The following is a 23,031-nucleotide window of genomic DNA, read 5'->3' as shown; positions in this document are numbered from 1 at the left end:
GTTGGCATCAAAAACAAGTGATGTAAAAGGCATGAAAACGTATCAAGCTTTCAAGCTATTCAAGGACGGGAATGTGTTTATCGCAGTGGGGAAAACGTCGCCATGGAATCCTGAAACCCCTGAGAAAATACCGGATGTTTCCTATGGTCAGACGATTACAGAGATTGTTGCCTTGAAGCGGGCTGAACAAGTAAAGTTCGTCACGCCTGATGATACAAACGGAACGATCGAGCAGTTTGGTCAGAAATGGCGCATTATAGATGAGGCAGAAGCACGGGATACTGACTGCCGCTGGGTATATGTGCAGGCGTGGCTTCGTTATGATGAGTTTCCAATCTGCACGTATCGTCAAACAGGTGTGTACGCAGGTACGGTGCTGGTGGACGGGGTACCAATCAATTTACAGGTGGCTAAGCCGGAGCAGGTGGTAGACTACGGTTTTCTACTTACTGTTACGAATCAATCACCTATTGCACGCGAGGTAACACATCGGGAAAACATTGAATACATCTTGGAGCTGTAAAGGAGGGTAACGATGGCAAAGGAAATATTAAACCGATTTGATCCTACGAACAGATGGAAGTCCGTTGATTTCGTTGGTGGACGACGTGTTCAGACTGCCGAGCTAAACGAGATACAGGCCATGTCGCTCTATCGCGATAAGCAAATAGGGGACGTTATCTTCGGCTCCGGGCACATTTTAGAAGGTGGCCAGCTCTATATCAACAAAGAAAAAACACTCGTAATCGTATCAGCAGCGCGGGTATATCTGGGTGGAATCATCCACGATATTCCGGAAACAACTGTAGCGATCAAAGGGGCTGGAGAGGAAAGCATTGGGTTACGCGTCAATCCACATACAATCACATACGAAGACGACCCAACCCTGTATGATCCAGCGGTTGGGTTTTCTAATTATGGGATGCCTGGTGCTCAGCGCACTGTCTTTGATCCAAAGTGGGTAGTGGATGATCCGGAAGCAACACACATGTACCGGCTGGTGAACGGGGAGCTCATTACATCAAAATTGCCACCGGAGTTGGAGGGCTTAACCCCGATTCTGGCTCGTCGTAGCTATGATACAAACGGATCATTTCTGGTATCAGGGATGGATGGTTTTATTGAAAAGAAGGATGCTGAGAACGTGACACTAGTCATCGATGCTGGTCGAGCGTATGTGTTGGGCTACCAGATAGATAAGCTAGTTCCCTTGAGGCTTACCATCCCCAAAGCTCTTGATACGCGTGTGGTTGTAAACGAAACAAAGACGTATCAATCAGGCACGTCTGTTTACCCCTTAAATTCAAAGCCAGTAAAAGCCATACAAACGGTAACAGCAACCGTGGAAAGAACAGAGACAATTACACGCGGGAATGTTGCTGGCACTTCTGACCTTCTTCCAAGGACGCCAGTTGTTGATATCGTATCAGCTACTGCTGGAAGCACTACGTATACAAAAGGCACTGATTTTCAGCTTTCCGGCGACTCCGTAGATTGGTCATTAGCAGGTGCAGAACCTGCAGGTGGGTCATCGTATACAGTTACCTATCGATATATAAAAGTCATGGTAATTGGTACAGATGTAAGGTTGGAAAATAACGGCGTAAGGTGGCTTAGCGGTGATAAGCCGGTGCCAAACACAACCTTTCAGACAACCTACGAGTTTTATCTTGGTCGAAAGGATGTATACTACCTCACCTACCAGGGAGAAGTAAAAGTCATACAGGGACAATCAGATATGTTTCCCTACCCACCATCGTCACCGCCAGATGTCTTGGAGCTGGGGGAACTTTATCTACCGCCGAACAGCAACTCTGTGATCGTAACGAACCGCAAGCCTAAACGTTTGACGATGCTCGAGCTGCGTTCTCTCCTTGATCGGCTGGAACGTGCTGAGTACAACCAAGCTGTTGCGGACCTTGATCGGCAGGCACAAAACTCTGATCCGTCTCTGGTGAAAAAGGGTGTTTTCACGGACAATTTTACGAATTTCGAACGATCGGACGTTACTCATCCTGCATTTGACGCAATGATTAACCCGCGTGAAAAGACGCTACAGTTGCCAGTAGAGAATAGTTTTGTAGAGATGCAAGCGAATCATGCTGCTTCTACGGTTCGATTCCATGAAAGATTGATCACGCTACCCTATTCCGAAGAGGTGTTGATCGACCAGCCATTTGCTACTGAGACTATGAACGTTAACCCGTATCAAGTGTTTGGTAATCTGGCAACCATCCGCCTTACTCCATCACACGATACTTGGGTGGAGACTTCGACAGTTACAAATGCTGTTTGGGGCTGGTGGTCGGATTGGAGAACGGCTGGAAATACTCGGACAGAAACAAGGGTTATTTTGGACGAACAGGTTCCATTTATCCGACAACGGGAGGTAACGGTGATCGGCGAAGGGTTTGAGCCACACAGTGACAATATAAAAGCCACGTTTGATGGACTACCAGTGAATCTTACTCCGTTGTCTGGATCAGTATCGGGGACTCAACCAAATACGATTAGGGCAAATGCTCAAGGGCGGTTTACATGCAAATTTATGATTCCTGCTGGGGTACGGTCAGGGACGCGAGAAGTTTACTTTTGGAATGAGGTGTAGAGCATGGCTGTAAAACAAAACGAAGCAAAAGCGTCCTATGTTGGGGTTGGGCGGAAACAAGTAGTGGAGCAGACATTCTGGCAGATTCCGTCCTGGCGATTAACAGATCCACTTGCCCAAACTTTTATTCTCACTGAGGAGCGGTTTGTGACTTCTGTTGACCTTTACTTTGGCACGAAAGACCCTGTTGCTGACCTGACAGTGCAGTTGCGTACAGTAGTAAACGGCTACCCTTCTATGACAATTCTATCCTCAGTGGCAATCAACTCGTCTCAAGTGATTGTTTCAAATGACGGTAGTAGAGCTACAAGGGTAAGGTTCCCGGAACCAGTCCTGATACAGGCAAACACGGAGCATGCCATCGTGCTTCTGACTCCTTCGAGCCAGTATCGAGCGTATGTGGTCCGAATGAGTGCAAAAGACCTTAATACAGATCGAATCGTATCACGCCAGCCATATGACGTGGGTGTACTGTTTTCAAGCTCCAACGGTTCGGCATGGACAGCACACCAAGACTCCGATTTAAAGTTTAAGCTTTACGGAGCAAAATTCATGAACGACGCAAAACTCCAATTTAATCCGGTGTCTGCCAACCAAGTGACTCAACTTGTCCTTTCAGCAAGTCAACTTGTACCTCGAAATTCGGCGCTGTTGTGGCAATACTCCATAGATGAGCAAAATTGGTATGCACTTGATGATCTGGATGTGACATGGTTAACGCAGCCAACGAACAAGGTGCATGTGCGGGCTTTATTTAAGACATCTGGTTCGTCACCAGTCGTCCAGTCAAGTGTAAGTCTAATCCCGATGGCTTATAAAAAGAATGGCGTATATTTGAGTCGAGAAATTACAGCAACGGCCCCGTTTACGAAAGTTACTGTATACGTGGAGTTGAGTACACCAAGTGGTACGTCACAAACTGTTGAATATTCCATCGATGGTGGGAAGACGTGGACGGCTATGGGATCAGCAACCGAACAAACGCCTATTGATGACGAGTTTACGCGATTGAAGTTTGAACGCACTGTTTCATCCTCCACAAAGCTGAGGATTCGGATAAAGCAGAACACAACTGTGATGACAATAACTCCGAAAGCGCGGTCATTGATGGTGCATACCTCATAAGGATGTGACGTAGATGAAGAATCGTATATCTATCGATCCAAGCGCCCCTGACAGTCTTTTGACAGGGGCTAAAAAAATTAACGAAAACTTTGATCAGATAGATTCAAAAATAGAGCAATTGGAAACTGTAGCAAAGTCAGAGATAGATCATCTGCATAGGAGGGCAGATATTAATGAAAAAAACATTTTGGAAATGGCTCTTGAGTTGGAGACGGTAAAAGGGGCAGTTTTAAACGGATTGACAAGCAATATTTATATTGAATCCTTTATAGATGTAGAAGATGTCAAACTATTAAACGGGGCTACAAAGCATGACAGCAAGAATAAGAAAGTGTATCTGGCATAGAAGGGAGGAATAATCTTGTCAATTATTTCAAAAGCCTACGAAGCCCTGGGAGTTGGGACGGTGATATCAAACGCTGTTTTGAAAAAGGGTGACGTAGTAGTTACCTTTGCTACTTCTGGGAGCAGCGGAGTAGACGTAACCGCTACACTAAGTGCAGGAAGTATGACCCAGAAGTATACCCACGCGTACAACACCGCTGGGGCTTCACCCGATTCGGTTTGTGCCAGAGTATATACCGTAGATAATGACGTAACAGCAAACATTACGGTGAGCGGAAACAGCCAGTCGCAAGTTACAGTAGTATTCAGGAATGCCCAAATTGTGGACTGGGATAGTACAGGCTATGCGTCTGGTTCACCCACCCAGTCTATTCCAACAGGGTATTCTACACCTGGTATGGGCGTTCTGCTGGTAAACCGCTATACTCCACCTTCAAATCCGCCCAATTATACTTGGCTGACGAATGGGTCAGCTTCTGTTGGTTACTTGGACAATATTTCTACTCAGTTGGCTCAGCCTCCAACGTTATCACATGGCGGGGGGACCTATTCTGCGACTATGGCCCTTATGCTTGCACCAGTAAATGCAGCCCCACACGTGCCTTCAATGAACCCCACAGGGACTCTTGCTGCTCCAGCAGTACTAGCGACGTTGACTCCTACACTGAACTGGTCATTTTCTGACCCAGACGTTGGGAACAGCCAGAAAGCGCGACAACTGAAAATATACGACGGGGCAACACTTATTTATGACAGTGGTAAAGTAGCCACAGGCAGCACGACCTTTACGTATCCATCCAGCGGGGTAACAGCTTTGCAGCCTGACAAAGTATACGGTTGGGAAGTCATTGTATGGGACAACCACGACGCCGCAAGCCCTTATGCTACTCGTAAATACTTTAAAACAACAAAAGCACCAACGGTAACGCCTATGAGCCCGTTAGGGACAAGTGCCTTACCCTTAATGATAAGCCAAACGCCACGCGTACAATGGACATATTCAGACACTGAAAATCATGTGCAAAACGCCTTTCAGGTAAGGATAAAAAGAGCGTCTGATAACGGTATTGCTCACGACAGCGGACCTATCGTTTCTACGAATGTGTATTACGACGTACCAGATGGTGTACTTGCAGCAGGAGTAACGTACTACTGGGAGGTACAAGTAAGCGATTCGACTGGCATGGTTAGTGGATTTTCGAAAGGGCAGTATTTCGTTATCAACGTACCTCCAGGTAAGCCGATACCCGATCATATTCCAGATATGCTGCGGGTAGGGAAGCGGCCCGTTTTCGAAGCAACAATAAATGACGACGTAGAAAACAACGCCCAGGCGTTCGTGTTGCAGTTGTCGTCCGAAACCGAAATTTATACATTCACCAGCAACGTAGACGCTACAGGCTGGGAGGTATTCGACGGTACAGCTTGGGAGTGGCAAGGTATTACGACAGGCAAGGTACGGCCTGCACAATTGGTGAAAGATGGGGGATTTGAAAGCCCTTCGGGTACCTATTGGAAGCCAATGCACAGTAGCCTCGCTGATGGGGAGTTCGCGGGAACAGACACAGAGGTAAAACGCAAAGGGAACAGCGCTCTAAAATTGGTAAGCAAAACGTCCAAAGCAATAGGTTTTTACCAAGACCTGAAAGGTTGGAAACCCGGTGATGTTATTGTTGTAGAAGGCTATATGAAAATAACGCAACACAACAAAGGAAAATTGCAGATAGATATTATTACCGATACGGGATTGGATACTGGCACTATGTGGTACGACGCTACAATAAGTGGCTGGCTAAAGTTTACTGAAACCATAACAATTCCAGCTAAAACTACTCTAGTACAAGTTCGTGCGTTTACTGACGAATTTGCAGACCTTACGGGGTATGTAGACAATATATCTGTAAAAATACAAGGCTTGAAAGAATATACAAAGGTACGCTATACGCCCCAGATTGATCTGGTAGAAGGCACGACGTACTACTGGCGAATGGCTGCGAAGGATGGCCTTACGGGTACGTTGTCAGAATGGACGGATCAACAGACGCTTACAAACCGATTGGGGACAAGCGGGAAATGTGAAAGCGCAGCCGATTGGGGCGCGTACAATTGCACCGTTACAACGGATACGACAAACAAAGTAGATGGTAATGCCAGTATTAAGGTAACGGCTACCAATAAAAATGTAGCCGCAGCATATAAGGACGTAGGAGGATGGAAAGCAGGCAAGTATTACGTAATTCTAGGTTTTATTAAAAATGGAAATGCGGAAAATGGGGCGCGTATTATACCGAGCGGGCCTACATATAGTGCTAGCTGGCCAATCTATGACAAAACGAAATTTAATTTCTACTGGTGTAAAACCGCACCTACGACCGACTATCCTGGCAACCTGGATTTAAGTTTTTCACCGACCGAAGCAGGCCAGTACGCCTACTTTGACCAGGTAAGGGTGTATGAAATCTCGAAGGCTGAATACGAGCTGATTAGTGTTGATCCGTCATGGAGTGGCGAACTGCTGGCCCTGCGTTACCCGTATGTGGATAATACACAGACCATCCTACGAAAAAAGAGTATACGCTGCGGAACAACACTTGCATTACAAACAAAACCGATCAAGACGACGGCCCCTGTAGATCGAGGCGTATTTTCAAAATTTGCGACGCTACCTATTCACGTACCAACAGTGAAACGGATAGAAAACACCGACTCAAGAATCACGTACAGCAGCGGCGGTCTTGCCTGGAACAACATTAACTATGTAGACGCTGGAAGCAGCCAAGGAACAATTGCATACGTAGCAGGGGTAGCCGGGGCCTGGGCCGAGCTGTCTTTTATCGGTACAGGCATTCGCTTTGGCAGTTGGTTAAGCCCGTGGTACGGGCTGGTAGACGTTTATATAGACGATGTACTGGTTAAAATCGTAAGTCAGTATGTACCAGAAGGGTACGTAGGCGATTCAAAGCAGCAAATCGTTTATGAAAACACTAAATTACCCTATGGGCCGCACAAAATTAAAATCGTCAATCGAAACGAAAAAGCAGACCCCACAGCACTTGGGCAGAGCTGCGCCCTGGACTTCTTCGAAATCTTGGACACAAAGGCTCCAGCCGTCTTAACTGTCCAATCTTCAAATAATGCAAACGACCCAAACCCGACCTGGGAGGATGTAACGGACGTCTTTTTATCTGGAGACTATTTCAGATACAAGAACCTGATTAAAACCGCACCTGACTGGGGCTTGGCGCTAAAGATTACGGTAGATGCAAAAGAACGGCTAGGTCCGATAGAAATTGCCGGTTTCGGGATCAGTTACGAATAGGAAGGTGCGTTAAGCCATGGGCAGACACTTAAAACAAACCGATTTGGCTCAGCTACGTACAAGTGAGCAAGCAAAGGTAAATACAGAGCTCCAATCGGCTTATGAAGCGATAGCTGCATTGCATGAGACTGTTGAGGTATTACAAAAAGAAGTCCAAACATTAAAAGGGGGTGTTAAATGATGGTGGTAAAATATATGATTCCGGTTTATGCCTACTTAGTAAAATGCGGCTGGTCACTAGAACCGACTGGGAAGGAAGCAGAAAAAGTAATTCCGGAACCCTACCGCTTACCTGTTGCTGAACACTTAGCTACAGTACAAACAACTTAACGCCTTCTCTCAAAAGAGCGAAGGTGTTTTTTTATGGGGAGCTGCTCCTTCTCCTTTGAGACTTTCCCGGAACCCAGAGCGTCTTATCTTTTAAGAATGAATCAGGGGAGGACATTACATGAATGGTGATATTGGATTCACATGGGACTGGGGAAGTTTTCTTTGGTTAATCATTTTCGTATGGCTGCCAGTGAGTGTAGTCACTTATCTTCTCATACGAACATGGTTCAAGAAAAAAATGAGCGAACTAGAGAAACGAATCGAGAAACTTGAACAAGAAGGTTCAACAAAATAAGGATTTCATAGGGGAGCTGCTAACGCGGCTCCTTTAATTTTTGCCCCGTGGGGGTGAGGAGAAGATGAGCTGATGAAATTTCTTCAAAGCCTAGAAAACGTAGCAACCCCAGCAAACGCTTGGGCGACAACAGCGGGTGCAATCGTGTCGCCCGTTTTTCATTATCTATATGGAACGAACCGCCAAGACATCCTGATTGTGCTCTTTTTCATGATTGTCTTGGATTGGATCACAGGCATTTCCGCAGCAAAAAAAGATCAATCCTACTCATCTGATTATGGGTTGTCCAGAATCCCACGCACAATGTTCCTCTTTGCTCTACCAGCCTTAGCGAATCTCTTAGATCGTGTTATGGGCACCCCTGGGTTTTTGTTCTATGGCGTCACATTCGGTCTTATCTACCACACTTGGACAAGCCTGACAGCCAATGCACATCGCGCAGGCTGGCCTATGCCAAGGTCGGTTGAAAAATTGGTGGGATCAGAGATCAAAGCCAAGGCTGAACGAGCTGCGAGAAAGGAGTACAAATAATTATGAATATGACAATATCAGGCGCGCGCGTGATGGACGTACGTGCCTCTTTACCACGCCACAAAACACTAAGGTATGGACGGCGTAAGCTGACTGACATCCGATCGGCAGCCATTCACCATTCTGCTACGTTGAGCGGATCGCCAGAGGCATTCGCACGATATCATGTAGGCACTAATGGGTGGCCGGGCATTGCCTATCATTTAGTGATTCAAAAAGATGGGGTGATTTATTGGTGTAACGATCCAGAGGCAATCTCCTACCATGTCGGTAACAGCAACCGTCATGCGTTAGGCATATGCCTTGTCGGGGACTTCCGGACACAGAAACCGACGCCTGAGCAACTTGATGCCGCCAATCGCCTGATCCAGCACTTGCAGGTACAGATTCCATCGATGAAGCAGGTGTTTGGTCACCAGGAGTACCCCGGCTACGCGTGGAAAAACTGTCCTGCATTCCCGATGGGCACATTCCGAATAAATTACTCACAATTCTTGCAAAAAGCTGTGGGTAAAGTGGATAAGCCAAAGCAAATCCCGGTTGCAATTAAGTTGAACGAGACATTGCTCGCGGTAACGGGCTTTTTGCAGGAAGGCGTTTCTATGCTGCCAGTACGTGCGGTTGCCAATGCTGCTAGTGGAAAAGTGGAGTGGATTGAACAAACGAAGGATGTTCGTGTTAACGGTAATGACCTAAACGAAAAGCTCATTTCGGGATCGGCATATGCTCCTGCTCGTGAGTTGGCTGCTGCACTTTGTCTACAGATTGAGTGGGATGGTAGTACAAATACAGTAATATTGAGAGGATGAGTGCTTTGGATAAGGCAAACAAAAAGAAACAGGGAGTTTTGATGATAGTAGGGGGAGCTCTTGCAATTGTAGGAGCAGGGTACGGGTTACTGACAGACGAACAAACCCAAGCGATTCAACAGGCTCTTGAAATACTTCTAGCAGCGTTCTAAATGCAACAGCCCTCCTTCCGGATAAACGGGGGAGGGCTTTTTTGCGAGGTTTTTCTTTTTTCGTCACCCGTATAAGACAGGAATAAACGCTCGTGTAAAGGTGAGGCAATGGAGATCAAATTTAGCCCTAGATAGTGTGACGACAGCTCGTGGAACGACTCATGGAGGGTACGAAATGGATTTGGATAGGTTGGTGGAAAACAGACATGGTAATGGCTGGTATCGCTATGTGCGCGAACTTACATGGAAAATACAAGACAAAACTGAACAAAAGACGTATAAGGCGAAGCGTTCTAAGCGTCTTTATGGCTAGCAAGTGCTGGCGATAAGGTGAGAGAAGCTTACCATACGACTCTTTGAACATTTGCTGAAGTTATATCAAGCTAAATATTGGACAAACCCTCTCTACAAGCAATTTACTAGAGGATCTACTTTGCATACATATGTTTTAAACATTTTAACCAATATTGAAGTTGTCTAAGTAAGTATTTTTAATCAGAAAAAATAATTTACATATAAATGAAATGGTTGTAAAATTAGAAATAAATCCCATATAATCTTTAAAGTGTAAATAACGGGATTAAAAATATACATTGTGAAGGGGTAGTAAATTAATGTCTATTAGTGTGTCTCAAAGTGGCCTTTCATCAAAAAACATTCAAGAAATGTATACAGCTAAAAATGCTGCCGTGGCTCAACCTAAAGAAACAGTAACCCAAGGTTTAAAAAACAATGAAACTGACGCTGACACAGTTCAAATATCTTCTGAGGCACAACAACTTTTTGCAGCTCGTTCAAGTAAACGTGAACCTGGAACACTTAAGATAGGCGATAATTTAATTACATGGACGATGGAAAAACGCGTGATCCATTTAGATAATGATAAGGACCTTAGAAATGCTCTTAGTGAAGATATAAATAATGCTGAGAAAATCGCAGATCAAATTAAAAGTGATTATAGGATGGAATACGGTAAGCGATTGGATATTTCATCTGACTCTCTAACTTGGGAAATAATCGGTCATATCTATCCAGGAGAAATAGCAAAAGCACTTAAGAAAGTTGATTTTTTAATTCCAGATTTAATCTCTGAAGGATTAGATTCAATCATTAAACGTACAAAAACAATTGACATGGGGGAAAAGGGCAAAGATGAAAATAGAGAATTATGGGATGAAATGGCTGACCTACCTAATTGGGTTCAAGATGCAGTAAAAGAGGCGATAGATCTAGTAAATTAATAATAGAAGAAACATGTTTAAAGCGGACTCTCTTTTCTATTTTTATTTGTAGAACGAAAGAGTTACAGCTATAAAGGAGGGAAACTATGCCAGCTTTTCTTAATTGGTTACTATTCATTGTGCTATTAATTGGAAGTAGTATTCAACTTTTTCTTGATTTGCTTATGGGCGCAGATATTCCGGTAGTACTTGATGAAGGGGAGTTTATTAGGTTTATACAGTATTCTGGCGTATTGTTTTCACTATTTATAGTTTTCTTATCTTTACAACGAAAAATCTCAATACTGATCATCAATACTTTTGTTCAAATCATTATAGCTGGTTGGTGGTCAACTAGTTTAGAATCTTCATTAGGAATGGAAACAAGAGTAGACGAGCTAATTTATAGCAGCCTAGCGGGATTGGGCAGTTCGATGCTAATAATTACTTATTCCCTTGTTCTTTTAGTTAAATTACTGAAGGAAACCGGGAAAATCAAACTATAATGGCTTTATATACTTAAACGACTCAGCTTATTGTTTGCTTTGGATATTACTCATGTATAGGCCCTCCTTTGAAGAAATCCAGGGAGGGTTTTTAATTTTTATGTGAGATGCTACAATTTTCATAAATGTGTAATTTTGGTTGGAATAATTCGAAACATACATGTTGAATTGGAAATGCGATTTCAATGAAAACCAATTGTAGCCTTGAGGTGGAACAAATATGACAAATTGGCACCGACTAAATCCTGGAGACGTAATAAATAATGACGTATTAAGTGAAATATTTAAATGCTCTACACAAGGTGGAATGAGAAGAGCACTAAAGACGAACTCATTAATTATAGTCTCTAATCACGTTGAATCCCTCTATGATGATCGATGGATAAATGACGTACTGCACTATACGGGAACGGGCAGGCGCGGAGATCAAAGCATAACACATACACAAAATAAAACCCTAAATGAGTCGAATAATAATGGGGTTGAAGTTTACCTATTCGAAGTGTTTAAAGATAAAGAGTACACCTTTCGAGGACGGGTTCAGTTAGCAGGTGATCCTTATCAAGAGAATCAACCAGATGATGACGGAAAGATTCGCAAAGTATGGGTTTTTCCCGTGACATTGATTGGTACGGGCAAAAATTTTAAGCCATCTGAGGATACTATTAGATTTGCCCATGAAGTTCATGAAAAAAAAGCTCGGCGTATGTCTTTTAATGATCTCGAGAAAAGAGCGAAAAATGCGAGAAAGACATCTTCGAAGAGAAATGGTAATGTAACTACATACGATCGAGATCCATATGTTGCTGAGTTTGCAAAGAGACGAGCCGAGGGTATCTGTCAACTATGTGAAAACCCTGCACCCTTTCATAATAAACACGGAGAACCTTATCTTGAAACACATCATGTTGAATGGCTAGCAAGAGGCGGGGAAGATAGCACAGGTAATACAGTTGCTCTTTGTCCCAATTGTCATAAGAAGATGCATATCCTAGATCTAGTCAATGATGTAGAAAAGCTTAAGAAAAAGGCTTTGGAGGAAATCAGTTATGAAACGCATTGAAGTTGTAGGGGCTGTAATAGTGAATGAAAGCAAACAAGTATTATGCGCACTGCGGTCTAAAAATATGAATCTATCCGGTTTCTGGGAGTTTCCAGGGGGAAAGATAGAGCAAGGTGAAGATCCAAAAAAAGCGTTGTACAGAGAAATCAAAGAAGAGTTATCATGTGAAATAAAAGTAGGTGAAATGATCGAAGATACGGTTTATGAGTATGATACCGTTACTGTCCACCTAAGAACTTTTTTATCGACAGTATTGAGTGGGGGCCCTAAAGCCCTTGAACATGAAAAGATTGCATGGGTTTCTGCATTAGATCTAGATCAATTAAATTGGGCACCAGCAGACATTCCAACTGTAGATAAATTGAAACAGCTATTGCTCCACTAAAAAGTGGGGCTTTTCTTTTTTTATTATCCAGCATAAAATAGGAACAAACGTTCGTAAAAGGGTGATTAACGTGGAGACAATCAAAGCAGTGATTGATGGCCAACTCCAAGCCGTTCCGGTTTTAACCAACAGTCATCTCGTCATGATAAGAAAAATCCGTATCGGAGCAAGTCCTGGATGTGCTCCTGACATTCTCCGTGATTTGATAGAGGCTGGACTGGTGGAGGAGAAGGCAAATGAGTTTGCTCTATGAACATCACTATGAGCCTGTGGTGGGTTCGTTGGCACCGATTGAGGCAGAGTTGAAGGCTGAACTGTATGTCATCATCTATGACTCAGTACGCAAAAATTTTGCGATTGCCGTCAGTTGGTATGAGGAATGTATTCGTAGGGAATGGGGGGTAGTCAAGAACATCGACCGTTATGAACGGAAAATCAAACTTATTCGGGATGATGGCTGCTGGTGGGTTCCTATCGATAATTTACTTCAAGTTGAGCGGGTGTAATAGACAATGATTCAACCTGACCAATGGCGAGAGATACTACACGAAACGATCTTGTATGGCATGCTTTTTAAGGCTATCGCCCTTGATTCAGAAAGCCTTAATCAGGATCAGCTCAAAATGTCATACCGCCCCATGCTCGATACCGTATCGATGTGGGCTGAGCGAAAACACCACGAATATCGGAGCCAGTTTGGGAGGATGGGTGGGAAAATTCATATTCAAAGGACAACTGATGGTTTTCTATACTCTGTAGTTGTGACTGTCCGTGGCCGACAAGAAGAATGCCTCTATAACGTGTCGCATTTAAAAGCTGAGTGCCAAGTTCGCCTTAACAGTTATCTATACGACGCCAAGCAGCAAGCGAATGGGCGTGCATAGTATGTACCGAGGGATTACAGTATCAAAGAACCTGCCTATTCATAAAGAAGGGTGGGTTTTTATTGTTTTGTTTATTCATGTATGATTGTTTCATTTGTGGAAAAAAAGGGAATTAAATACGCTAAAAGAACTATTTCTGAAAGGGGACTGTACTTTTGACACGAAGAAAGAAAAAGGGAGAAGACCCGGTAAGCCAGTTGGTCGGACTGCTTTCTTTATTTGCATTTGGCGGGGCATATTACTATACAAATTCATTTATCATCGGTGGAATTGCTTTTGCTGCTGTAATGGGTGTTGCTCTTTGGATTGCTATTGCTCAGGGTGCAAAGAGAGAAGAGAGATTAAGGAAATCAGGAATCCGCGAAATTGATACTATGGATGGTCTTCAATTCGAACAATACCTCGGACTGCTTTTTCGTTCTCAAGGGTATAAAGTAGAAATAACAAGAGCTGTAGGAGACTACGGGGCAGATCTTATCATTCAAAAAGATGGAAAGAAAATTGCAGTACAAGCAAAGCGCTACAGTAAAAATGTGGGGATTGAAGCGGTACAACAGGCGCAGGCTTCGATTGCTCATTACAAAGCACATGAAGCGTGGGTAGTAAGTAATCGTGATTACACAGATGCTGCAAGAAATCTAGCTACTTCAAACAAAGTAAGGTTAATAAATCGGGAGAAGCTTATTGAAATGATTCTCCTGATGAACCCTACAGCAAAACCAGACCCTAAAAAGGTGATCGCACAATTCCAGTCGAAAACACAAAGCTGCGACAAATGCGGTAACCAGATGGTCTTGCGAAAAGGGGCAAAAGGTGAATTCTATGGCTGTAAAGGGTATCCGAAATGCAGAAACATTAAAGTAGCTCGGTAAAATCTAATACGTCTGGATATTAGGGGGACTTATTTTGAAACTTATAAAGATATTAGGATGGATTTTTGTACCTTACATAATGGTATTTGTTGATTGGAAACGGCTGGGGAAAATTGGTAAGCGTGTAGGAGCAGCATGGGCGATATTAGCATTAATCATTGGGATAGCTGGCAGAGATACCAATAATAAACCAAATCCAAGTAATACAACTGAATCGGCCAATGTAACATCTGCAGTAGTAAATTCACCGAAAACAGAGGCCGTTAGTTCCTCTCAAACTGTAACCACAGATCAGCAGGGAGTTTCGGCTTCGGCTACCGATGTAAATACTACTCAGAATGCACAACGGATTCAAGCAAAGGTCCTGGAAGTGGTGGATGGAGATACTATCAAAGTAAAAATAAATGACAAAGAAGAGACTGTACGTTTTCTTCTAGTTGATACTCCTGAAACGAAGCACCCTAAATACGGGGTACAACCATTCGGTAAAGAAGCGAGCGACTTCACGAAGCAACTCCTTACTGAAAAGACTGTGGAGCTTGAACAGGATGTAAATAATGGTCCTGACAAATATGGACGACTTCTCTACTACATTTATGTAGATGGTAAATCAGTTCAAGAGCAATTGCTTGAAAAGGGGTTGGCACGCGTCGCATATGTGTACGTGCCTAACGTGAAATATGTTGAACAGTACCGTAAAATTCAAGAACAAGCCCAAAAAGCCGGAGTTGGAATTTGGTCAATTGAGAACTACGCCCAAGAGGATGGGTACCATTCGGATGTTGTAAAAAAGAACGAACCGGAGCCCAGTAAAAACACCGTGGCTACCCAAACTTCACCGAAGCCGCAGCCTAATCCCCAACCCCAGCCAACTCCTCAGCCAGTACAGGAAGTGTATTATGCTAACTGCAGTGAGGCAAAAGCAGCAGGCGCAGCTCCTCTATATAGAGGTGAGCCTGGGTACAGAGAGAAGTTAGATCGTGACAAAGACGGAGTTGCTTGTGAAAAGTAAGATTTAAGCCTTCTCATTTGAGAGGCATTCTATGGCATATCAAAATCAATTGTCACTGGCGAGGAATGCGAATTTGTTTTCATTCAGCCGCCGATAAAAGCAAGCGTCAAAATACGGAACTGGACAAAGAGTGGCATGATGCGATCACCAGCATTTTTTTTATTTCTGGATAATAAAAAACCCGTCCCTGCTTTGAGGAGATGGGTTTTTTACTGTGATTCGTATCAGGACTCTGCGGGTACACGAAACAAATGCTTTATTTGACTACGATTTCAACCTTTGTTCCGTGAGGAGTCAATTTTACTAAGTCGGTTATTCGTAGTACTTTTTTAGTTCAGATAGGTTAAAGAATTACTTGCTAAAACAAAGCAGCCCTTTAATTTTCAGAAGGTCCGCTTTATTCTATTCCTTCATTAGTATATCCAAATACTTCGATAGGTCATTTAGGGGCGTCGTGGGTGGAATCTTGCGGTCGTGTTCCCATTCGTATAGAGTGCGCTCACTTATTCCTAAAAGCGCAGCAAATTCTCTCTTTGTGTACCCATAGTACAATCGAGCTTTAATAATACGTTCCCCTAAACTTGATTCCGGCAGTTTCTCAAAACAACCGAGAAAAGCAACTGAGACGCCAAGCACTTTGGAAAGTCGTCTTAGGCTAGGAGGAGAAACTTTCAATTTATTAGCTTCTGCTAATCCAATTGTTCTTGTACACAAACCTGTGGCAGCGGCAAGATCGACCAAGTACATCTGCTTTGCTGTACGTGCTGCTCTAAGACGGCCACCAGGACTATCATCTTCGATGTCCAAAAAAGGGGAGTACGGTGTTTCCTTTTTTAATGATATTCCAAGGGTATTATCTTCAACCTTGTCCTTGCGGATTCTTCGGTACTCGAGAGAAGCAAACATGCTCATGCTCTCCCCAACAAATCTACAAATACCGCTCAAAGCTCTCAGGTCCGTTGCTAGACCGCATCGATCTGCACATCGAGGTGCCGAGAGTACCCGTTCAACTTCTTCACAACAGAAAAGCAGAGGAGTCCTCAAAAGACATTCAACAACGAGTAGAGCAAGCGAGAGCTGTCCAATGCGAAAGATACCACTATCGTCCAGGATGTCCTTTTAACAGTGTGATGAATGGAGAAGAGCTGCGCCAATTTGCTCAGCTGGACAAGGAAGGACAAGAGATGCTGCAGCTTGCCTTCGAGACATTAGGTTTGAGTGCAAGAGCATACGATAGAATTGTAAAAGTGGCGAGGACAATTGCAGATTTAGATGGGGCCGGTCGTGTAGATGCTGCGCATGTAGCAGAAGCAATTCGCTACAGAGCCTTGGACCGAGGGCTACTTTTTTAAACTTAAAAGATTACAAAATGCTAGATAGAATGGAAAAATCAATTCTTTCAGCAGTGAATCAACAACCTTGCCATAATAAGAAACCATAGGAAAACAAGATCCATACGATCAGCAATGACCCAAAAACTGCATTTCGCCTATAATCCTTATTGTTGACAATTTTCTTCATAATAAATGTAAAGTTAACAAAGAACAAAATAGCTAGAATAGGATTAAGGTACAATGCAGATAAAGCAATGAATACCATATTGTTCACCTCATCCAAATTACACCATATCTTTCTGGATGATTATCAATATGCGCAGATTGAATCAGTATGCAGAGCATGCTCCTTCTTTGTTCCTCAACTCTTGTTCCTCCGATGCACAGTTTGCTTTTCTGCATGGTCACGTCTGCATAGATGACATCGCTTGTCCAAATGCCAAATAGTCAAATGTTCGAGAAAAATCGGTTAGTCTGCATGTGCCTAATAAATGAACACAGCACATACAGACTAACCACTCCACTACCAATTAAGTAACAGTAAGTACTTTTTAAACATAACCCCTATACAATCGTAACAACATAAAACACAAACTCCCCGCAATCTCCACTATCCCAAGGCCGACAATACTTCAAAGAAATCGACGTCATTCCCCGTCGCAAAGCCTGAAAGGACATCACCTGATGCCCCTCTTGCCCAATACGAGCTGGTGATGGTGGAGGAACAAAATGATTCGCATATAACGATAAAAAGCGAGCATCCACCGGATTAGACAAGTCCCACTGGTAGCCGGTTGAGGGATTTGCCACTAGCGTAATCGTGAATAAGTGGCCTTCCTGCACTTGTAATGTATTCGTTGAGGTCTTGACCACTGGTCTTCCTCCCTTTGAATGAAGTCGATACCTATTTCCCATACCATATGAAAAAAGCTTGCTAGCTGCTAACGACGAAACAAGCAGTAAAAAATTTAATTTCATAAATTGCATGAAATTCAGTTCGCTTACAAGTTGTGGAATTACTTGATACATCTATCATTTTGCGAATATATAACGATAGAAAATAGCTATTATACGTACAATGTTCCTAATTAATTTGAAACAATTAGTATGATCTGGAAAGGAATATGCAAGATGTTGGCGAATAAGTAGGGACAAAGACGTATATTGTCGAAATGCCTGATGATATTTGTAATCTTTATTACCTAGATATTGTTATGACTAGAAGTATCCTAAAGAGAGTGGAATCTCTTTTGCTCGCGTGCATGTAGGTACATTTCCCAGCACTTCCAAGTTGCGCAGAGTTTCTCTCGCTTGGAAGAAGCTTTTTCTTTGTGTTCATACTTGCTAGGAAAGGGAAAGGAAAATTGATGGAGAGCATTCCAGATTTATTTAAGAAAAAAGAGTACTATCACGCATTTCAGCCCATATGTCAACTTCCTGAGAGAAGTAGAATAGGGTATGAAGTTTTACTTCGCAGTAAAGCGGGGACCTATCCAGAGGCATTGTTTTCTTTGGCAAAGGAAAACCAAAAGCTGCCAGAACTCGACGCCCATTCCTTGCATTATGCGCTCTCGACTTTTTTTCATTCGTCGATCGAACACAAAAACGAGCTTTTATTTGTGAACATTTTTCCTTCTACCATCATAGAAGACACATTTCCTAGCTTCATTCAAAAGATCGCTCGTTCCTTTCATCCCTTTTTGAACCAAATCGTTTTGGAAATCAACGAATCGATTATGGAAGGAGAATGTTGGAGCGAACCCATTTTTACACACCGCATAGCTGAATTGAAAAAGATGGGGTTCTTAATTGCGTTGGATGATGTAGGAGATGGCGCGAATATATTCAGTAAAATCGAAGATATTTCACCTGATTACATCAAGATTGATCGTTTTTTTTCGCAAGAGCTCTCGAGTTCATTAGAAAAGCAAAAGACTGTAAAATTATTTGTTGAATTTTGCAAAGATGCACCTCAACTCATTCTCGAAGGAGTTGAGGAAGAAGAGGATTTTGCTTGTGCTTCTTTATTGGGCGTTGCAATCGGCCAGGGATACTTATTTGGTAAACCAGGCAGTTTGCCGGACGAATAAGAGGGCAATGCAGAATTGGAGGAATTTTTATGGCTAGTGATAACAACGTATATTCTCGGAAAGCAACGCTTTCCTTAAAAATATCCGAGTTTGAAGTCCCTCCGATGCAGGATCTGTTGATCATCGGGCGGAAAGCGCCAATTGGTCCTGAGGCTGTAAGGAGAATGGCGGATGCACTTTCACCAGAGCAGTTTACTTTACTGAAAATGAATCATCCAAAGATTGAGGCGGTTTTGTTAAGAAATACCCTTTTGCAAATGATAGATGAAAAATTGCTGATGAAAATCATTCTGGAAGAAGCAGAGCGTATGATTAGCGACTCTATGGTTCTGCGATCTGAGTTGAAAATAGCATTGTCTGTTCAACGAGAGGTGGATCTATTATGAACATCTCCGACATCATGACGACGACGATTTGTACCATCACCTCTGAAAAAAGTGTCTCTTATGCGGCGGAGCGAATGAACGAATCTCATGTTGATTCGTTAGTTGTCATGGATCACGGAGAGGTACTGGGAATGGTTACGACGAGAGATGTTTTGTCAGCTCATCCAAACCGAATCGTTGCCGATGCCATGAGTAGTCAGCCGTTCTATCTGTCAGCCAATCACAATGTATGGGAGGCTTATCACGCGCTTCATCAAGAACAAAACGGGCTTGCTTTGGTCAAACAAGAGGATCAACTGATCGGATTCATTACAAAAGAAATCGTAGAGATGAAAATAGCAGAATATCGAGACCCATTATCGGGTTTGTATCGCGCTCCATACATCCAGTTTATTGGGGAAAATTTTTTAAAGGAGCGAAAACCTTTCCATTTGCTTTTTATCGATTTGAACGACTTTGGCCGAATTAATAAGCTGCATGGCCATCCATTCGGGGATGATGTCATTCGCACCTATTCTTCGGTCCTCTCTTCTTTGGCTGAAGAACAGGGTGATTACTTATGTCGTTATGCAGGGGACGAGTTTGTTTTGATCTCTACGATTTCCGATGAACAGATTCAGGAATACATTACGCTTATTACACGTCCAACCAACGTTCTGGATGTCTTCGTATCTGCAGCTGTTGGTCATGTGAACGGGTACAATACACCAGACTTCTTCGCCAGATCCTGGCGGGAATTAATCGCTGAAGCAAGTTTAGGCTCTTCAGCTGCCAAATTATCCAAATCACTTTCTTCCACGGTCGGATAGGAAAAGTATAGTTTACCAACAATGCGCATACACTTTTGGACAGGCTAAGATCTTTCATTGCAACCAATTATTTTATGGTACGTAATATATAGTGTGAATAGATCGATATGAGGAGGCAATGACATGATTGTAACTACTACCAGCATGATCCAAGGAAAAGAAGTGGAAGAGTATCTGGATATCGTCAGTGGAGAGGTAATCATGGGTGCAAACGTAGTCCGTGACTTTCTCGCAGGGATTACGGACATCATCGGAGGCAGAAGTGGCTCGTATGAGAGCAAACTCGCAGAAGGTCGTGAACTGGCCTTGCGTGAAATGAAAGAAAAAGCACGGGTATTAGGTGCAAATGCAGTGATTGGGGTTGATCTCGACTTCGAAACATTGCGAGAAGGTATGATGATGGTTATTGCCACAGGCACAGCTGTCCGTGTGAAGTAAGCCGGTAAACACCCGGCTTTCTTTTTTTACCGAAAGCAGTCGTAATACATAGCGAGCAAGGAGAAGTGAGCATGCAAGTACAAAAAACTCTTCAGGATTTATCGAATAGAATAAATGACCAACCACAAGGGATCACTGGATTACATGCGATTTATCATTTTGTCCTAAGTGGAGAAGAGGGGGGCACCTACGAGATTGTTTTTGCCGATAATCAGGCGGACTACACGCTGGGTGTGACCAGGGAAGCAGGCTGCAAGCTAGAGTTATCTGACAAAGATTTTATTAAGCTCGTAGAGGGACGTTTGAATCCCACTGTTGCTTTTGTAACGGGTAAGCTGAAAATCAGTGGAGAAATGGGACTTTCATTTAAATTGCAAACAATCTTACATCACTATCAAACACAAAAATAACGAAAAAACTAGTCAATCCTTTAAACGTTGCGTTAAAATATGACCAAACAATGACACCTACTCTAACACAAAACGAGGGGAAACATGCGCCATATTTGTTCATTGATTGCGAGTGTAAGCCAACTGGAAGAACAATCTGTGCGTTTTGATTTTTATCAAGAAATCAGACGACCCAAACCAGAACGTCAGTTATTAAAGCATCATGCACAATTACCGCGTCATTATTTCGATTATTTAATTCATTCAGGAGTATTGGATGTAGAAACAGATGCCCCTTATCAGCCGGGGAAGATCATGCCTGCTTCCATCGGTATGAACATACGCTCGCTCGGTGGGAACGTATTGTTTGACATGTGCTTTGCTCCGCAAACATATAAATTGTGGCAAAACACAGATGCAAGCATAGAAGACCTTTCTCTGCCTGCTGATATATTTGAAGAATACGTCTATCGCTTAGGGGCAATCAGTCGCTTTCGCTATTTAGGCCGAATCGATGATCCCGTAACAGCAACAAAACTTGGTGAGAACGACATGATTGAATTCAAACGCGACTTTCTTTATTCGAAGACGGGAATTATTAAGTCTATTGTGGCGTTTGCGAATTCAAACAACGGGAATTTATTTTTAGGCATTACCGATGAAGGAACAGTGTGCGGGATTGATCATGAGATCGAGCAGTATGGAGACCCGGACAAATACATTCTTGCCATTACGCAATACATCCAAGATAAGACGTCACCGTTTGTGACCCCATTCCCAAAAATTTCGTTGAAAAAAATAGATGGGAAAACAGTGGTAGCTATCTTTGTTGAAGCCTCATCTGATTTGATTTGTGGTTTGGACAAAAACAATGAAAAGTACGTGGTGATTCGTACGAACAATCGCTCCGTTATTGTGAAAGATCCGCACCAAATTGGTGAAATTTACGTGAAACGAAAGCTTGGCAGTGAGATCAGCCGTCGATTGGGACTTCTGTAGCGTTATCTTACAGGAATACACGAGGAGGGTTACTGCGTGATATCGTCTTTACGTACGTGTCTACTGGTTATGATGGTGAGTACCTTGTTTGTCACTGGCTGTGCACAGTCAGGTAAGGTATCGGATGACATGAAAGATCATATCGAGACAGAGCTTGGTGCGGTTGAAAAAGTAACGGTGATGTCAACGGATGGACAGGAAGTATTATTGGACTCGCGCTTGTTTTTGCAAGAGCTGTCCGGACAGGGTCAAGATTTACAAATATCATCCGAGCCTTTAAAGCAAGAGGATGTACGTTTTACACTTGTCCTCTACCGAACACAGCAGGCTCCACTTGTCGTAACAGTGGGGGAGTCGGCAAGTGAGTTTGGAGGACACACGTATCGTGGAGCGGGTGCCAGCTATTTTTATCAGTGGGTAAACAAGTTAACTGGCAAAGGCGTGCTCTCACAAAAAATTCAAAGTGTGCGTTTAGCGGCAGAGGACCTTGGTCAAGCTCGCGTGTTGAACGAATCAGAAGCAGAATACATCAGGAAAGTAATGGAATCGGCAGTACCAGAGCTGGACAGTCGTAGCAAGCAGTATCCACTCTATCCGAACTATCGGATGAGAATAAATTCTGCTGACAAACCTGTCGAAGTGGCCATTTTAACGCCGACGCTGATTGCGGTTCCCTTTGGGAGAGAAACGTTTTTCTTTCGTGTAGAGGGTAGCCTCTTTTCGCGGTTAACGGAATGGATGCCACCAAGCAATCGTAAGGAAGACAGGTTCGACCAGTTATTTAAATCTACACAGATTCGCATCACAGCAAATGGCGAAATGAACGTCCAAGACACAGAGTTGGATGTCACCCAAACGACGATCGAGCAAGGAATTGCTCATCAATCCGTCCGATTGCTAAAAAATGGAGATCCACTAAATGTTCCACCGAAAGATCCGGGCTCAAAACAATACGAACTTCATTTTTTTGTGAATGATACAGAACAGAGAATTGAACTATATCCAGGTTACTTTAAGTACGACCAAACTTGGTACAATCACGATGAACTCGCTGAAAACGAGTGGAAATTGTTTCAATCTCTACGAAAATGAGGAATATCCTCATGAAGTTTCGCACTTCTGGTCACGAT

General features: G+C 43.2%; 31 protein-coding genes. 29 read left to right on the top strand and 2 right to left on the bottom strand.

The annotated features are described in order from the left end of the window. Position 1: 1 nt before the first annotated feature. The 21 genes from HP398_RS05095 to HP398_RS05000 all read left to right on the top strand — a co-directional run bounded on the left by HP398_RS05095 (position 2) and on the right by HP398_RS05000 (position 15,456). Positions 2-523 carry a hypothetical protein gene (locus HP398_RS05095; RefSeq protein ID WP_254475881.1) on the top strand — a complete coding sequence of 174 codons (522 nt, stop codon included), beginning with the start codon at positions 2-4 and terminating at the stop codon, positions 521-523. Positions 524-535: 12 nt separating this feature from the next. Then, positions 536-2,608 carry a DUF4815 domain-containing protein gene (locus HP398_RS05090; protein ID WP_173622027.1) on the top strand — a complete coding sequence of 691 codons (2,073 nt, stop codon included), beginning with the start codon at positions 536-538 and terminating at the stop codon, positions 2,606-2,608. A 3-nt stretch (positions 2,609-2,611) separates the two neighbouring features. Continuing rightward, entirely contained in the window at positions 2,612-3,733 is a 1,122-nt protein-coding gene (locus HP398_RS05085) for a hypothetical protein (RefSeq protein WP_173622026.1), read from the top strand. 13 nt (positions 3,734-3,746) lie between these two features. Beyond that, on the top strand, positions 3,747-4,079 hold the full coding sequence (locus HP398_RS05080; protein WP_173622025.1) for a hypothetical protein: 333 nt from the start codon (positions 3,747-3,749) through the stop codon (positions 4,077-4,079). 15 nt (positions 4,080-4,094) lie between these two features. Then, on the top strand, positions 4,095-7,397 hold the full coding sequence (locus HP398_RS05075) for a glycoside hydrolase family 78 protein (RefSeq protein ID WP_173622024.1): 3,303 nt from the start codon (positions 4,095-4,097) through the stop codon (positions 7,395-7,397). 16 nt (positions 7,398-7,413) lie between these two features. Then, on the top strand, positions 7,414-7,578 hold the full coding sequence (locus HP398_RS05070; protein WP_173622023.1) for a hypothetical protein: 165 nt from the start codon (positions 7,414-7,416) through the stop codon (positions 7,576-7,578). Next, positions 7,575-7,727: a CD1375 family protein gene (locus HP398_RS05065; RefSeq protein ID WP_173622022.1), complete on the top strand. Its 153-nt coding sequence runs from the start codon at positions 7,575-7,577 to the stop codon at positions 7,725-7,727. Before HP398_RS05070 ends, HP398_RS05065 begins: the two co-directional genes overlap by 4 nt. 118 nt (positions 7,728-7,845) lie before the next feature. After that, positions 7,846-8,022, top strand: a complete 177-nt coding sequence (locus tag HP398_RS05060; RefSeq protein WP_164724554.1) for a hypothetical protein — start codon at positions 7,846-7,848, stop codon at positions 8,020-8,022. Between the two features lie 72 nt (positions 8,023-8,094). Next, the gene (locus HP398_RS05055) at positions 8,095-8,553 is read left to right on the top strand and encodes a phage holin family protein (protein WP_056488476.1); all 459 of its coding nucleotides are present in this window, start codon (positions 8,095-8,097) and stop codon (positions 8,551-8,553) included. A gap of 2 nt (positions 8,554-8,555) precedes the next feature. Then, positions 8,556-9,362: an N-acetylmuramoyl-L-alanine amidase gene (locus HP398_RS05050; protein WP_173622021.1), complete on the top strand. Its 807-nt coding sequence runs from the start codon at positions 8,556-8,558 to the stop codon at positions 9,360-9,362. Beyond that, entirely contained in the window at positions 9,359-9,514 is a 156-nt protein-coding gene (locus tag HP398_RS30680; RefSeq protein ID WP_217368538.1) for a hypothetical protein, read from the top strand. Before HP398_RS05050 ends, HP398_RS30680 begins: the two co-directional genes overlap by 4 nt. 136 nt (positions 9,515-9,650) lie before the next feature. After that, positions 9,651-9,827 carry a hypothetical protein gene (locus tag HP398_RS05045; RefSeq protein ID WP_173622020.1) on the top strand — a complete coding sequence of 59 codons (177 nt, stop codon included), beginning with the start codon at positions 9,651-9,653 and terminating at the stop codon, positions 9,825-9,827. 301 nt (positions 9,828-10,128) lie between these two features. Then, positions 10,129-10,755 (top strand): hypothetical protein, encoded by a 627-nt coding sequence (locus tag HP398_RS05040; RefSeq protein ID WP_056488471.1) that lies wholly within the window; start codon positions 10,129-10,131, stop codon positions 10,753-10,755. An 86-nt stretch (positions 10,756-10,841) separates the two neighbouring features. Continuing rightward, on the top strand, positions 10,842-11,240 hold the full coding sequence (locus HP398_RS05035; RefSeq protein WP_056488469.1) for a hypothetical protein: 399 nt from the start codon (positions 10,842-10,844) through the stop codon (positions 11,238-11,240). A gap of 220 nt (positions 11,241-11,460) precedes the next feature. Beyond that, positions 11,461-12,303, top strand: a complete 843-nt coding sequence (locus HP398_RS05030; RefSeq protein ID WP_056488466.1) for an HNH endonuclease — start codon at positions 11,461-11,463, stop codon at positions 12,301-12,303. Then, positions 12,290-12,688, top strand: coding sequence for a (deoxy)nucleoside triphosphate pyrophosphohydrolase (locus tag HP398_RS05025; protein WP_056488464.1), 399 nt, complete (start codon positions 12,290-12,292; stop codon positions 12,686-12,688). Before HP398_RS05030 ends, HP398_RS05025 begins: the two co-directional genes overlap by 14 nt. 70 nt (positions 12,689-12,758) lie before the next feature. Continuing rightward, positions 12,759-12,941, top strand: coding sequence for a hypothetical protein (locus HP398_RS05020; protein ID WP_173622019.1), 183 nt, complete (start codon positions 12,759-12,761; stop codon positions 12,939-12,941). Then, positions 12,925-13,194 (top strand): hypothetical protein, encoded by a 270-nt coding sequence (locus HP398_RS05015; protein ID WP_173622018.1) that lies wholly within the window; start codon positions 12,925-12,927, stop codon positions 13,192-13,194. Before HP398_RS05020 ends, HP398_RS05015 begins: the two co-directional genes overlap by 17 nt. A 6-nt stretch (positions 13,195-13,200) precedes the next feature. Next, a complete protein-coding gene (locus HP398_RS05010) occupies positions 13,201-13,572 on the top strand; it encodes a YhjD family protein (protein ID WP_173622017.1) in 372 nt (123 codons plus the stop codon). Between the two features lie 155 nt (positions 13,573-13,727). Continuing rightward, on the top strand, positions 13,728-14,444 hold the full coding sequence (locus HP398_RS05005; RefSeq protein ID WP_173622016.1) for a restriction endonuclease: 717 nt from the start codon (positions 13,728-13,730) through the stop codon (positions 14,442-14,444). A gap of 34 nt (positions 14,445-14,478) precedes the next feature. After that, positions 14,479-15,456: a thermonuclease family protein gene (locus tag HP398_RS05000; protein WP_254475878.1), complete on the top strand. Its 978-nt coding sequence runs from the start codon at positions 14,479-14,481 to the stop codon at positions 15,454-15,456. A gap of 402 nt (positions 15,457-15,858) precedes the next feature. Here HP398_RS05000 and HP398_RS30825 read toward each other — a convergent pair whose 3' ends face one another. Then, on the bottom strand, positions 15,859-16,362 hold the full coding sequence (locus HP398_RS30825) for a helix-turn-helix domain-containing protein (RefSeq protein ID WP_254475876.1): 504 nt from the start codon (positions 16,360-16,362) through the stop codon (positions 15,859-15,861). A 53-nt stretch (positions 16,363-16,415) separates the two neighbouring features. Between HP398_RS30825 and HP398_RS04990 the strand changes: the two genes are divergently transcribed. Next, the gene (locus tag HP398_RS04990) at positions 16,416-16,808 is read left to right on the top strand and encodes a magnesium chelatase subunit ChlI family protein (RefSeq protein ID WP_254475934.1); all 393 of its coding nucleotides are present in this window, start codon (positions 16,416-16,418) and stop codon (positions 16,806-16,808) included. Between the two features lie 546 nt (positions 16,809-17,354). Here the strand turns inward: HP398_RS04990 and HP398_RS04985 are convergent. Continuing rightward, complete coding sequence (locus HP398_RS04985; protein ID WP_069849295.1) at positions 17,355-17,663, bottom strand: protease inhibitor I42 family protein; 309 nt, start codon at positions 17,661-17,663, stop codon at positions 17,355-17,357. Between the two features lie 494 nt (positions 17,664-18,157). Between HP398_RS04985 and HP398_RS04980 the strand changes: the two genes are divergently transcribed. The 7 genes from HP398_RS04980 to HP398_RS04950 all read left to right on the top strand — a co-directional run bounded on the left by HP398_RS04980 (position 18,158) and on the right by HP398_RS04950 (position 22,993). Next, positions 18,158-18,880, top strand: coding sequence for an EAL domain-containing protein (locus HP398_RS04980; RefSeq protein ID WP_173622015.1), 723 nt, complete (start codon positions 18,158-18,160; stop codon positions 18,878-18,880). Between the two features lie 29 nt (positions 18,881-18,909). Next, positions 18,910-19,266 carry a hypothetical protein gene (locus HP398_RS04975; RefSeq protein ID WP_017249346.1) on the top strand — a complete coding sequence of 119 codons (357 nt, stop codon included), beginning with the start codon at positions 18,910-18,912 and terminating at the stop codon, positions 19,264-19,266. Continuing rightward, positions 19,263-20,075, top strand: coding sequence for a CBS domain-containing protein (locus HP398_RS04970; protein WP_173622014.1), 813 nt, complete (start codon positions 19,263-19,265; stop codon positions 20,073-20,075). The genes HP398_RS04975 and HP398_RS04970 overlap by 4 nt, the downstream gene beginning before the upstream one ends. Before the next feature lie 123 nt (positions 20,076-20,198). After that, a complete protein-coding gene (locus HP398_RS04965; protein WP_017249344.1) occupies positions 20,199-20,513 on the top strand; it encodes a YbjQ family protein in 315 nt (104 codons plus the stop codon). 71 nt (positions 20,514-20,584) lie between these two features. Next, positions 20,585-20,923 carry an SCP2 sterol-binding domain-containing protein gene (locus HP398_RS04960; RefSeq protein WP_106835375.1) on the top strand — a complete coding sequence of 113 codons (339 nt, stop codon included), beginning with the start codon at positions 20,585-20,587 and terminating at the stop codon, positions 20,921-20,923. Between the two features lie 84 nt (positions 20,924-21,007). Next, positions 21,008-21,901, top strand: a complete 894-nt coding sequence (locus HP398_RS04955) for an AlbA family DNA-binding domain-containing protein (RefSeq protein ID WP_017249342.1) — start codon at positions 21,008-21,010, stop codon at positions 21,899-21,901. Between the two features lie 36 nt (positions 21,902-21,937). Then, complete coding sequence (locus HP398_RS04950; protein ID WP_173622013.1) at positions 21,938-22,993, top strand: hypothetical protein; 1,056 nt, start codon at positions 21,938-21,940, stop codon at positions 22,991-22,993. Positions 22,994-23,031: the final 38 nt, after the last annotated feature.

Origin of the sequence: Brevibacillus sp. HB1.4B, assembly GCF_013284285.1 — a bacterium.
Taxonomy (GTDB): Bacteria; Bacillota; Bacilli; order Brevibacillales; family Brevibacillaceae; genus Brevibacillus; species Brevibacillus porteri.
This window is presented reverse-complemented; position numbering and strand designations above follow the sequence as displayed.